The 13140-nt window shown below is 36.8% G+C and carries 14 protein-coding genes; 13 read left to right on the top strand and 1 reads right to left on the bottom strand.

Going from position 1 to position 13140, the window contains the following annotated elements; all coding sequences use genetic code 11:
* The first annotated feature begins 140 nt into the window (after window positions 1-140).
* The 10 genes from RRY75_RS12655 to RRY75_RS12610 all read left to right on the top strand — a co-directional run bounded on the left by RRY75_RS12655 (window position 141) and on the right by RRY75_RS12610 (window position 10679).
* Window positions 141-1247, top strand: coding sequence for an aldo/keto reductase (locus RRY75_RS12655; RefSeq protein WP_332493679.1), 1107 nt, complete (start codon window positions 141-143; stop codon window positions 1245-1247).
* Between the two features lie 218 nt (window positions 1248-1465).
* Window positions 1466-2857, top strand: coding sequence for an NCS2 family permease (locus tag RRY75_RS12650; protein ID WP_332493680.1), 1392 nt, complete (start codon window positions 1466-1468; stop codon window positions 2855-2857).
* Between the two features lie 286 nt (window positions 2858-3143).
* Entirely contained in the window at window positions 3144-3674 is a 531-nt protein-coding gene (locus RRY75_RS12645; protein WP_332717076.1) for an ECF transporter S component, read from the top strand.
* Entirely contained in the window at window positions 3664-4101 is a 438-nt protein-coding gene (locus tag RRY75_RS12640) for a DUF1893 domain-containing protein (RefSeq protein ID WP_332493682.1), read from the top strand. Before RRY75_RS12645 ends, RRY75_RS12640 begins: the two co-directional genes overlap by 11 nt.
* Before the next feature lie 193 nt (window positions 4102-4294).
* A complete protein-coding gene (locus RRY75_RS12635) occupies window positions 4295-4885 on the top strand; it encodes a hypothetical protein (protein WP_332527882.1) in 591 nt (196 codons plus the stop codon).
* Between the two features lie 167 nt (window positions 4886-5052).
* Window positions 5053-5994 carry a nucleoside hydrolase gene (locus tag RRY75_RS12630; RefSeq protein ID WP_332527881.1) on the top strand — a complete coding sequence of 314 codons (942 nt, stop codon included), beginning with the start codon at window positions 5053-5055 and terminating at the stop codon, window positions 5992-5994.
* 109 nt (window positions 5995-6103) lie between these two features.
* On the top strand, window positions 6104-7435 hold the full coding sequence (locus RRY75_RS12625) for a 4Fe-4S dicluster domain-containing protein (protein WP_332493686.1): 1332 nt from the start codon (window positions 6104-6106) through the stop codon (window positions 7433-7435).
* A 1-nt stretch (window position 7436) separates the two neighbouring features.
* Window positions 7437-7985, top strand: coding sequence for a BMC domain-containing protein (locus tag RRY75_RS12620; protein ID WP_332493687.1), 549 nt, complete (start codon window positions 7437-7439; stop codon window positions 7983-7985).
* Between the two features lie 254 nt (window positions 7986-8239).
* Entirely contained in the window at window positions 8240-9574 is a 1335-nt protein-coding gene (locus RRY75_RS12615; RefSeq protein ID WP_332493689.1) for a DUF4041 domain-containing protein, read from the top strand.
* Between the two features lie 454 nt (window positions 9575-10028).
* Window positions 10029-10679: a pentapeptide repeat-containing protein gene (locus tag RRY75_RS12610; protein WP_332493691.1), complete on the top strand. Its 651-nt coding sequence runs from the start codon at window positions 10029-10031 to the stop codon at window positions 10677-10679.
* A 98-nt stretch (window positions 10680-10777) separates the two neighbouring features.
* Here RRY75_RS12610 and RRY75_RS12605 read toward each other — a convergent pair whose 3' ends face one another.
* Complete coding sequence (locus tag RRY75_RS12605) at window positions 10778-11650, bottom strand: 5'-methylthioadenosine/adenosylhomocysteine nucleosidase (RefSeq protein WP_332493692.1); 873 nt, start codon at window positions 11648-11650, stop codon at window positions 10778-10780.
* Between the two features lie 253 nt (window positions 11651-11903).
* Between RRY75_RS12605 and RRY75_RS12600 the strand changes: the two genes are divergently transcribed.
* The 3 genes from RRY75_RS12600 to RRY75_RS12590 form a co-directional block, all read left to right on the top strand.
* Complete coding sequence (locus RRY75_RS12600) at window positions 11904-12053, top strand: hypothetical protein (protein WP_332493693.1); 150 nt, start codon at window positions 11904-11906, stop codon at window positions 12051-12053.
* Window positions 12028-12372 (top strand): GGDEF domain-containing protein, encoded by a 345-nt coding sequence (locus RRY75_RS12595; RefSeq protein WP_332493694.1) that lies wholly within the window; start codon window positions 12028-12030, stop codon window positions 12370-12372. Before RRY75_RS12600 ends, RRY75_RS12595 begins: the two co-directional genes overlap by 26 nt.
* Before the next feature lie 49 nt (window positions 12373-12421).
* Window positions 12422-13140: tetratricopeptide repeat protein (locus RRY75_RS12590; RefSeq protein WP_332717067.1), on the top strand; the 719-nt coding region annotated here is incomplete at its 3' end.

Here is a 13140-nt window from a genome sequence, read left to right as displayed (position 1 = left end):
TTTTTTAAGTCTATTTATAAGCCATGTCCAGAGTGATTTGATTGAATGGGTACGGAATGGAATATACAAATAGGTACATCTAATTTATAATGAAAGAAGTAAACAAAAGCAATAGAGTGTGAATAAAAGGGGGATTTCAAATGATTTATAAACCTTATGGGCGAACAGGGAAACAAGTATCGGCGATTGGATTTGGTGGCATGCGTTTTAGTGATACCTGTTCTATAGAAGAGGGAGCTGAGATTGTACGTTATGCCAATGAACTTGGGATTAACTATTTTGATACAGCACCCAATTACTGTAACGATAGAAGTGAAGACATCTTTGGGGAAGCTTTTAAACATATGCCAAAAGACTTTTTCGTTTCTACTAAAAGTAGTATCACAGCGGATCCTACGGGAGACGATGTAAGACGTAGACTCGAACGTTCATTAAAGCGTATGGGATTAGAAAAGATTAACTTCTATAATATGTGGTGTATCTTAACTTACGAACAATATCAACAAGTCATTGCTAAAGAGGGCCCTTATTGGGGGGCTTTAAAAGCAAAAGAGGAAGGGTTAATCGAGCATTTAGTTTTTTCTACCCATGCAAGTGGAGAAGAAATTCGTAAGATGGTAGAAGATGGTTTGTTTGAAGGCGTAACACTGGGGTACAATGCAGTCAACTTCCCTTATCGCAGTGAAGGGATTGAAGCGGCTTATGAACAGGGACTAGGTGTTGTAACGATGAATCCATTAGGTGGAGGCCTAATTCCTCAAAACCAAGATTATTTTTCGTTCTTAAAGCAAAGTGAGAAGGAGTCTACTATTCAAGCGGCGCTTAGATTTAATGCCTCTCATGAACAAATCTCAGTAGTACTTTCCGGAATGGGAAGCAAAGCAGAAGTGCAACACAATGTAGAGGCTATGAATCATGTAGAAGTGTTTGGGAAAGAAAAGATTGACACGATTAAAAGTCAGCTACGTGAAGAAATGAATGGGTTCTGTACAACGTGCCAATACTGCAAACATTGTCCAAAGGGGATCGACATTCCAGTGTTTATGGAGTTGTATAACAGTTATATATTAAAAGGCTTAGAAGTAGCTAAAGCAAAATATAAAGAAATGCAACAATGGGGGACCATTGGAAAAGAGATACCTGGCCCCCAATCATGCATTGAGTGTGGTAAGTGCGAAAAGCTTTGTACGCAAAAGCTAGATATTATCAAGCGATTAAAATGGATGATGCGAACATTAGAGGAATAAGGTAGAAATTGAGCGAAGATTTTAATGAACAAAAAATAATGAACAAAAAATTTATAAGTATTATGTTAGGGCTAGTGACGTACATCCATTTAGGGTACAGAGGAAGCACCTTTGATAGGGATAAGCTATATAATAGAGTAGCAAATGAAGTTGTCCGATGGGTATAAAAGCTTGATATGTACAATATACATAAAGTAAACAAAGTTTGGAGGGATGTTATGGAGAAGTTTTTCAAACTGAAAGAGAACGGGACAACAGTTAAAACAGAAGTTTATGCAGGACTCACCACCTACCTCACTATGGCGTACATTTTATTTGTCAATCCTATGATTTTGGCTCAAACAGGGATGGATCCACAGGCTGTCTTTATGGCGACTATTTTAGCCGCAGTTATTGGTACTTTAATCATGGGATTAGTAGCAAATGTACCTTTTGCACAGGCTCCAGGAATGGGACTTAATGCCATGTTTACTTTTACCATTGTATTTGCATTAGGATTTAGCTGGCAACAGGCATTAGCTATGGTATTCATCTGTGGACTCATCAATATCGTGATTACAGTGACAAAAATACGTAAGATGATTATCAATGCTATTCCAATATCTTTGCAGTATGCCATTTCAGCAGGTATTGGACTTTTTATTACGTATATTGGCCTAAAACAAGCCCATTTTATTACGTTTTCTGCGAGTGCAAGTGACTGCATTGCTACTGGAGATACGAGTGTATTTATTAATGTTCAACATGGATTAACCAACTTTACAGACCCTGTAGCACTTTTGGCGTTGATTGGCTTAGTTTTAACGATTGTTTTATTACTTTTAAAAGTTAATGGGGCTATTTTATGGGGGATTTTAGGCACCACTTTAATTGGGATCTTTTTAGGCGTCACGCAAGTGGGCAATTTACAAGGGATGAGTTTTGACATTCCAAGTATTGCACCAACTTTCTTTAAATTAGACTTTAGTGGGTTGTTTAGTGACCCTGGGAAGATTTTCTTAGTATTTTCTACTATTTTTGCGCTTTCCTTATCCGATACCTTCGACACGATTGGTACCTTTTTAGGAACAGGGCGAAAAGCAGGTATTTTTGACGCACAAGACGAAGAAGTATTTAAGAAAGGTCATGGCTTTTCTTCTAAATTAGAAAGAGCGCTGTTTGCAGATGCTACAGCTACATCTATAGGTGCTCTTTTAGGTACAAGTAACACAACAACTTATGTAGAAAGTGCAGCGGGCATTAGTGTAGGGGGCAAGACGGGTCTTACATCTGTTGTTGTAGCCGTATTATTTTTACTATCTATTTTTATTAGTCCAATTGTAGGTATTGTGCCAGCAGCGGCTACAGCACCTGCGCTTATTGTTGTAGGCATTATGATGAGTGAATCTATGGCTAAAATAGCTTGGCATGAATTTGAAGTAGCAGCACCTGCTTTCTTTACTTTAATTTTTATGGCCTTTACAGGAAGCATTACAAATGGGATTGCTATTGGGTTTATTTGTTTTTGTATTTGTATGATCGTAAAAGGTAAAGCTAAGAAGATTCATCCTATTATGTACATTGTGACGGCACTTTTCATTGTAAATATGGTTATTCAGGCCTTTATGTAGGGTGGATTCAGCATAAAGGAAACAAATGAGTCACTAAAAGACGCCTATTCTAAAGCATCAAGGCTTTAGGTCAGGCGTCCTTTTAGTATAATAAAAAATAGCGTGTTATCTAGAGGCAATAAGTGCTTTAAGTTTAGCTAGTATTTGAATCTAGGAGGTATAGTAAGTCGAAGAGATTTTAGCATGGAATCTTAGAAAAGGATGAATAATACTAGAAATAAATGTAAGATTATAGTAAGGTATAAATTAAAAAGTTATTTTTCAAATGAAAAGGAGAACAGATAGGATGAAAGCAAAAAATATTGTGTTTGCAGGCCTATTTATAGCACTTGGTGCCCTTATGCCTCAAGTGTTTCATGTTTTAGGAGGGCCAGGTCTTGGTAAAATACTTTTACCTATGCATTTACCTGTATTAATTGCTGGGTTTATGTTGAACCCACCAGTGGCCTTGCTCGTAGGCATATTGTCACCAGTGTGTAGTTTCTTATATACAGGAGGGAGCATGCCACCTGTGCCTACGTTGTATTTTATGATGATTGAGCTTGGTATTTATGGGTTTGTGGCAAGTCTTTGTTTTGAAAAATATAAGCTCAGTATCATCGTATCATTAGTGCTTAGTATGATTTTAGGAAGAGTCGTTCATACCTGTGTGTTCTTATTTGTAACAGCGGTGTTAGGTATGACATTGCCTCCAGCTTTAAGTATTGGGGCCATTTTAGGACAAAGTGTACCAGGTATTATCTTACAAGTTGTTTTCATTCCACCTATCCTTTATGCAATGAATAAGAAAGGATGGTTAAAAAGAAATGACGCCTAAAAAGTTAAAACAAGTACTAAATGAGAAAGAAGCAAGTTGTATTTTATTCCAAGAGGAGCAAGTACTCATGACTTCTTATGAAAAAGGTGTTCTGCCTCTTTGGCGTTTTATGACAGAACAAAAGTCCCTTCCAACAGGCGATTTAGAGGTAGCAGATAAAATGGTAGGACGGGCAGTAGCTTATCTTCTCGTGTCATTAGGTGTGAGTCAAGTTTATACTAAGGTGATTAGTGAGACAGCGCTGGAGGTATTAAAGGACTACCCTATTAGGATAACATATGATGAACTTGTCCCTTTTATTTTAAATCGCACAAGAGATGGTCAATGTCCAATGGAACAGGCCTTGACTCAAGTTGTGAGTGTTAAAGAAGCCTACGATTTAATTGATACTTTTGTAAGACGAAGGTTAGCACAAGCTCAGTCATAAAAAATAGTGCCATACTTTAAGTCACACATCTATTTTCAGTATGAAGTACTGTAGAAAGAGGTGGGATTTTTGTTTGTCAGAGATACTGTAACCGGAGTAGGCTTTATTTTATGAAAGATAGTTAAGCTCTAAGAGCCTTAACTGAGAAAAACTGGCATATACTGGTAGTATCCTATTTCATGGAGGTCTTAAGATGAGACGTAACAATGAAGCAAAAGGGATACCTTCAGAAGGCCTTTTGACAGCGTGTGTTGTTTTAGGAGGTATTGCACTGGCTATACGAATGAAGCATAATCAACCAGACACAGAAGCGCAACTAGAACGAGGGGACAAAATAGATGAGGTTAATGCAGTCAGTGAACAAAATACGTGTCACCAACCTGAAGAGGAGGACACACTGCCTAATCCTGTTCAACCCTTTACAACAATAGAAATACTTCAAGCTCAACTGCCTTTTACATTAAAGCAACCTCATGCATTAGAGGAGGATACAGTGAGTGGTCTAGAAATAATAGATGAAAAGTTAGTACAAGTGACGTACACGAGCCCGCAAGATACCATAGGCTATCGTATGGGAGAAGGAACTAACGATATAAGTGGTGACTACACGGTCTATCCTCTTGAAATTGAGGTGGATAGTAAGTGGGATGAAGTGACCTTAAAAGGCAATTCAGATGCCATCTACTTAGCAACATGGACAGATGGAACTTACAGCTATGCCATTAGTAGTCGTGAAGGGATGAGTGAATCGACTATATTGGAAATAATAGAAAGTATTGAGTAAGAAAGGAGAGGACTATTGCACAGGGTGTGATAGTCCTCTTTACGTTGTAGAAGCTTTTGGATTAAAGTTTAAGCCAACCTAATCGCTTTACTGGCAGACAAGAATCCTTTAATATAGTTAATATACAGAGAGTCAGTGAAAACTTAAAGGAGGCATCACGGAGAGCTATGCATAGACCAGTTATTATAGATACAGACCCTGGAGTAGATGATTTTATAGCCTTGATGTTGGCTAAGCAAAGTGACAGATTAGAGATAAGAGGCGTAACTACTGTAGCTGGAAATTTACCTCTTGAAATCGTTACACAAAATGCGCTTAACATCATAGATTTTTTAGATTTACATGTACCTGTTGCAAAGGGTGCTTCAAAGCCTCTTAAAAGGCAACAAGAAAGTGCTGAAGCGTTCCATGGAAAAGGAGGCTTAGGCGGTGTTGTCCTTCCTATATCACAAAATCGTTATGTGTTACAGCCTGCTTGGGACTTCATTGACGAACAAGCAAGACAAGCAGAAGGTAGATTGGAACTCATTGCTTTAGGGCCACTCACCAATGTGGCAACAGCTTTATTAAAATATCCTGACTTAAAAAAGCGTCTTAAGTGTATTACCTTTATGGGAGGTTCTACAGGAGGTGGCAATCGTACACCTTATGCGGAATTTAATATTTGGGCAGATCCAGAAGCTGCACAAATCGTTTGGGAGTCAGGCATCCCTCTTAGAATGGTAGGCTTGGATATAACGCTTAAAGGGGTACTAAAAGCACAAGATATTCAAGATGTTTTAAGACTCGAACATCCTTACACCCTTGTTTTAAGGTACCTCCTTGAGTTTTTACAACAAGTGAATGCCAGAGTGGGGCAGGACTTTGTGCCACTTCATGATGCATTGGCAGTAGCAAGTGTGATAGATGCACAACTTTTAGACTATACACTTGGCTGTGGTATAGTGGAGACGGAAAGTGAAGTTTATAGAGGGCGCACTATAGTTAGAAAGCCTCTCTTAGAAAATAGACAACAGCCTAATGTGTGGGTTGGTCTTGACGTAGATAGAGAACAATTCATCCACTTATTAAAAGGTATACTACAAACAGGACAAACACCTAACTTATAAGATGTAGAAATAAATACCTAATTTTCTTATTAGTGGGTATATTTACAAGTGATATGGGAAAATTAAAAGTGTTAAAGAACAAGGAATGGCATAGCATAGAGGAGGTGGCATGTTGGAACTTTTAGAACAAGTAAGGGAAGCTGGCGTAGTGGGCGCTGGAGGCGCAGGGTTTCCAACTCATGTGAAGTTAAATGCGCAAGCGGAGTATATCCTTCTAAATGGTGCAGAATGCGAACCTTTACTACGTGTGGATCAGCAGTTGATGGCACTTTATCCCAATGAAATTATTAAAGGTTTTGAAGCAGCTGGCAGACTAGTAGGGGCAAAGCAAGCCATTATGGGCGTTAAAGGTAAGCATAAGGAAGTTATTAAAATTCTAGAAGCAGCTATAGTAGCTTTGCAATTGCAAGATTTTGTAAAAGTTCAAGCATTGGAAGATGTGTATCCAGCTGGTGATGAGCAAATACTCGTATATGAACTTACTGGAAAAGTCGTCCCAGAGGGTGGTATCCCACTTAATGTAGGATGTGTAGTTGTTAATTCTGAGACAGCATTGAATATTTATAAAGCATCCTTAGGTGAGGCGGTAACAGAAACTTATATTACTGTGGCTGGAGATGTACCACATCCTTTGACCTGTAAAGTGCCAGTGGGTACACCTATTTTAGATGTACTTAAAACGAGTGGTATTGAAGACTTTGAAGGCTACACCATTATTGATGGTGGACCTATGATGGGACCTTTATTAAAGGATTTAAATGGTGTTGTAACTAAGAAAGACAAAGGCTATATTATTTTACGTCAAGACCATATGCTGATTCAGAAGAAAGGCGTCACCTATGACCAAGCGAAAAAGGTCAATAAGGCCTCTTGTGAACAGTGCAGAATGTGTACAGATTTATGTCCCCGTTATTTAATTGGACATAATCTACAGCCTCATAAGGTTATTAGAGGATTAAATTATACCCTTTCAGAGCTAGCAAAAGGAGGAAATCCTCAGTTGTGCTGCCAGTGCAATTTATGCGAATTGTTCGCTTGTCCAGCAGGGATTTATCCAAAGACAGCTAACATGATTGCAAGACAAACCCTTGAAGCAGAAGGGTATCGCTATAAACCTACAGAGACTGTATTCCAGGTGCGTTCAAGTCGTGACTATAGATTGGTGCCAAGTAAGCGACTTGTGGCAAGACTTGGACTTAGTCATTATGATCAACCAGCACCTATGCAATCTATTGCTTTTCAACCAGAAAGTGTGCGTATTGCAACAAGACAACATGTTGGAGCACCTGCAGTGCCTAGTGTAAAAGTAGGGGATAAGGTAGAAAAGGGTCAACTGATTGGCACCATACCTGAAAAGAGTTTAGGTGCAACAATCCATGCGAGTATAACTGGAACGGTCACCGATGTGAGTGATGCGTTTGTTGTAATAAGGAGGGATTAAAATGCCAAATGCCATAGGGGTTGTTGAGTTTATAAGTGTTTCACGTGGTATTTATGTAACAGATCAGATGCTTAAGACAGCACAGGTAGAAGTTGTAAGTGCTACTTCCATTTGCCCAGGTAAGTATATGGCAATTATTCACGGAGATGTAGCTGCTGTTGAAGATGCAGTCAGAGTTGGTGTGAACTTAGCAGGAGAATATGGCGTAGATTCTACGTTTATTCCTAATGTAGACCCAGCAGTATTTCCAGCCATTACAGGTGCTACTATGCCACAGCATATCAGTGCACTAGGCATTATGGAGTCTTTTTCTGTAGCAACAATGATTGTTGTAGCGGATGCTGTTTTGAAATCTGCTGACTTACAACCTATAGATTTGAGGCTTGGGAATGCACTAGGAGGAAAGGCTTATTTTACTTTCACTGGAGATGTCGGTGCTGTTCAAGCAGGTATAGATGCAGGAATAGCTATTGCAAAAGAAAAAGGATTTTTGGTGAACGCAGAGTCTATTGCTTCACCTAGTGAAGGATTGGTTGCAACGTTGTTATAATCAAATATAAATAGAATAATGCCCCAATAGGGTCCTTTGGGATAACCTATTGGGGCATTTGTATGGATAATAAGCATATTTTGTAGATGTCAACATAAATCGAACATTCTGTATGAATGCAGAAACAAAGTTCGGATTTTATATAATTTAGGAGATTTCATTTAGGTCTATGGGTTAGCCTGAGGGCGGATTATGATTTCCAAAATCTACATTTTATGTTAATATGAAATTATATTAATAAAGGAGCTGTACCAATGGGAATATTAGATTTTCTGAATGCAAAAAAATATAAAGGGCACATAGAATCTTTACAGAAGCGACTAGAGGATACACAAGTCCTTAAAGAAGAAAGCCTAGCCCTAGGCATAAAAGATGAATTGAAAACACTACATACCCAAAAAGAGATGCTTACCCATGCCTGTTCTAAGCTACAGATTCAATTCAGTCAACTACAGTATGATATAGAGGCGATTGAAACAATAACAGATCTTCAAACATATGGATTTTATAAAACTGAGTATGGCTTTGAAAATTCAGCTTTCTATAAAGAGAAATTAGCTGAGGTAAAAGCTAGACAAAAACAGTTAGTAAAGGATAAAGAAGCTACATATCATAATCTAGAATGGATGATAGGGGAGGATAAAAAAAAGGGAAAAGACTTTATCCTAGATACTGTCAAACTTTCTATACGTAGTTTTAATAGTGAGTGTGAACATATTATTGCTAAAGTCAAATATAATCACTTAGAAGTAGCTGAAAAACGTATTTATAAAGCCTTTGAGGAAATCAATGGACTAACTACGATGCAACAAGTGTCATTGCGTCAAACTTACCTAGACCTTAAAATTGCTGAGCTGCATCTTAAATATGAATATGACATGAAAAAGCAAGAAGAAAAAGAAGAACAAGTGGCTTTGAAAAATCGTATTAAAGAAGAAGCTAAGGTTCTCAAAGAACTAGAAAGCACAAGAAAAAAGCTTGAAAAAGAAGAAGTGCGCCTGAAAAATACAATGCAAGACTTAAAAAGCAAATTAGAAAGTGCTAATGAGATTGAACAAGCTAAGCTTCTCAAAAAATTACAAGACGTTGAACCAAAGTTAGAAACATTGGAACAGACTAAGCAGGTGATCCTAGAACGCGAACACAATAATCGTGCAGGTTATGTCTACATTATCTCTAACATTGGTGCTTTTGGAGAAGATATTTATAAAATTGGTATGACGAGAAAACTAGATCCCGAAGAAAGTGTGAAGGAGCTAAGTGGTGAAGCCGTACCTTTTGATTTTGATATTCATGCCATGATTTTCGCAGATGATGCACTAACCCTTGAAGCACAACTTCATAAACGATTTGCAAGTTATCAAGTCAATAAAGTAAATTCAACAAAGAAATTTTTCAAACTTCTTCTTTCTCAAATTGAGCAGGTTGTGCAAGTAGAATTTGGAAAAGACGTCGTATTTACCCAATTAGCTGCAGCTGAAGAATATAGAAAATCGTATTCAACAGCAGAAACAATGACTATCAATTCTATCATTTTAAGCCATGTTCAATCAAAAGATAGCATAGCTTATAAAGAGATTATGGAATAAAAAATAGCGACTTAACATTTGAAAATTATTTTAATAAATGTATAGCAAAACTATTTTGTGCATATACTACTTTTGTAAAACCAAACTGAATGTAGGAGGAAACAAAGATGATCAATCAGAGTAACCAAAGCATTCAAAGTTCAGAGGCTGTCGCAGGAAATTTTGCTGAGGATGAGCCAATTAACACGTTAGTCGCATAGAACTTGTTGATTGTATGCGACGGTAATGGTTTTATACCCATAAAGACCTACTTATTAAGCATATGTTATATGCATTTAAGTAGGTCTTTTCAAGTAATTATTGCTATAATTTTGAAAGTATGCTATTCTAATAGATAGAAAAGAAAACGACTTTGATTTTTAGAACTCTTATATCTTTTGGTATAAGAGTTCTTTTTATGAGTTTAAATAATTTTAAAATGGCTAAAATAAAGATGCTTTAGCAGGAGGAAAATATGACAACTATAAGTAAAAGAATGAATGACCAAATCAAGTATAGTAATAGAAAAAAAACAAACAAAGATTTCAAATCAAAGGATTTAAGAAGAAGTAACTGTTTTAACTGTGACTTTACACAATCTGATTTTGATGAGACAAGTTTTAGAGGGGCACAATTTAAGGCTTGTAATTTCACAGAATGTACTTTTAATGGTGCAGAAATTGTAGCTGCAAACTTAAAAAATTCTAGATTCAAAAATGTACACTTTGAAAATACACTTTTTGATACAGTAAACTTAGAAAATGTAGATTTTGAAGGGGCAACTTTTAAAAATGTTATTTTTGTAGGTACAGATACAAGTAAAGCACTTCATTTAGAATTAGTAGGTGAATCTGTTCAAGTATTTGAGGAAATGCCACTTTTAGCTATGAGTCATGAACTTGAAAAAGCTTATGACTCAGCTATGAAAAATGAATTCATTAAATATGCCCGCGTCCTTGATACTAAAGAGGGTAAAGTAAGCGCCATCTCTATGATGCGCCTTTTACAAAATTTTGAGGAAGAAGATGTCATCAAAGGTCTAAAAATGAGCAAAAATAGAGTGAATAATAACTTTGCTACATTAAGCACACTTATTACAATCATTGAAGCAGCAAAAGCAGAATAAATAGACAACAAAAAGACTTACCCCCTTAGGCAGTATATGCATAGGGGAGTAAGTCTTTTTGTTTAGGCTTATGTAAGACGTTTGGAATTGTCTAATGATTAGTGAGTAGCCTCTGTAGCAACTGGAAGATGTGTACTTGCTAATCTAATGATTTCATCCATAAGAAGACTCGCATTTTTTGCAGCAAGTGGAAGGAATTCTTCATAAGAAAGATCAGCTTCACCATTTGCTTTGTCTGAAATGGAACGAATAATCACGTAAGGTACTTGGTTGATATAAGCAACATGTGCAATTGCAGCACCTTCCATTTCCACAGCGGATGGTGCAAAGTGTTTTTGAATACGTTCTTGAACAGGGCCACCTGCAATAAATTGGTCCCCACTTGCAACACGTCCTTTAAAAGCTTTAACGTCTTGTAGTTTTAAGTTAGAGAAGGCTTGTGTCGCAAGGTCAATAAGTGTATCATCCGCTTCAAAATAAGTGATACCTAGTCTAGAGATTTCACCAAGTGGATCACCAAGTGCAGTTACATCAAAGTCATGTTGAACAGCATCTGTAGAGATTACAAGGTCACCTTGGTCAATCCCTTCTTTAAGTGTGCCAGCAACACCCGAATTGATTAAATAGTTGGCATCAAAAAGTGAAATCATGAGTTGGGCACAAACGGCTGCATTGACTTTACCCACACCAGAGCGAGCAAGTACAATGTGTTGATCGTAGAGTGTTCCAATATAGAAAGTCATCCCAGCAGCTGTTGCTGTATGTGTAATCGTCATTTTTTCCTTAAGGCTTTCAACTTCTTCTTCCATTGCGCCAATGACACCAATAACATTTTTGGTAACTTGAACGTCTTCTTTTACCATCGCCGGTTGTAAAAGTATAGCTTTAGAATCTGTTTCAGCCGCAGACAGGGAAAAAGTCATTGATAAGGTAAGTAAACCGAGGAATAGTTGAGCAAATCTTTTTTTCATAATAAGTCTCCTTTAAATTAAGTCGAATATTTTGTTCACATCTTAAATAAATGTTCGATTTATTTATAACACATTGGATAAAAATTATCAAGTCTTAAAGTTTAATTGCTATCATAATACAATGGATTTTTAAATTTTGGATGGTAGATTAAGGTATAATATAATATTTTATTAGACCTATGTTATATTTTATATAGTTGTTGTAAAAATTGTGTTATAATAGGAAAACGTTGTAAAGTTTTAGGAGGAAAATATGTTTGAAAATAGTTTAAAGACTATAGAGTGTTCAATGTTTGACCTTATTCGTGTTGTAGATCCTGTATCCAGTGAAGTGCTCTATTTATCAAGTGGTGAACTACCTACAGGGCATCATTGCTATGATACGTGGAAAAACAATGGTTAAAATAGAATATAATGAGGAACGTATCTATTGGATTATGGCCCATACGATTCACGAAGATGGTAAAACTTACGTGATTGAGGCCTTAAAAGATGTGACAGACACAGGAATTATTAGTGAAACGTGCTGTAAGATGATGGAGTCTATGCGAGAAAGCATTGCTACAAATACATTTTATTATAATAATAGACCAATTTCTCTTACTGTGAGTATGGGCATGGTGTCTACCCAAGAAGCCCTTGATAAAGATAAGTTAATTGACATAGCAGACCGTAAGCTTTACCAAGCTAAACAATCTGGGTGCAATCAAATAGTGTATTAAAGGAATAAATAAGCTATAATAGAGAAAAGATGAGAAAGGATGAGATAACATGAGAAGAAATAATTCTGCCAATATTATTTTGGTACTGGGGGCAGTTATGAGTATCCTTTGTTCCTTTGTACTGAAGAATGTTATTTTAGGAATTGGGGTTTTCCTAGTTGTTTTTGGGATTGTCCTATACAAGCAAAGGGCGAGTTTTATAGCCTCTTCAGCAGTATCAGCATATAAAAAGGGGAATTTTGAAAAAAGCTTTAGTCTTTATGAAAAAGCAATAGCAATACAAGGATGCTCCAATATGATTAAAATCGTATACGCTTATCGTTTGATTTGTGAAGGTGAAGTCAGTCAAGGTGCAAAGGTACTCGGTGCACTTAATACTGAACAGATGGATGCTAATGAGCGTCTTAACTATAATGCTACAAATGCCTTAAGTATTTGGAAACAAGGTGGGCTACATAGAGCGATAGAAATCTATGAGGCCCTTTTGAATGAAAAAGAAAGCGTGCTTATTTATGAAACATTAGGGTATCTTCTAATCTGTGAAAAAGACTATGAAAAAGCACTCGCTTTTAACTTAAAGGCCGTTGAGTTATATAGTACCAATGAACGCATGCAAAGCAATCTGGCAACAAGTTATTATTATTTAGGCCAACATCAAGAGGCAGCTAAGATCTTTAAGTCACTTATAGAAGATTATGCAAATTTCCCTGAACCTTATTATTATTATGGACGACTACTTGAAACCCGTGAAAAATATAAAGGGGCAGT

The sequence above is a fragment of the Niameybacter sp. genome (genome assembly GCF_036655075.1).
Classification (GTDB): Bacteria; Bacillota; Clostridia; order Lachnospirales; family Cellulosilyticaceae; genus Holtiella.
This window is presented reverse-complemented; position numbering and strand designations above follow the sequence as displayed.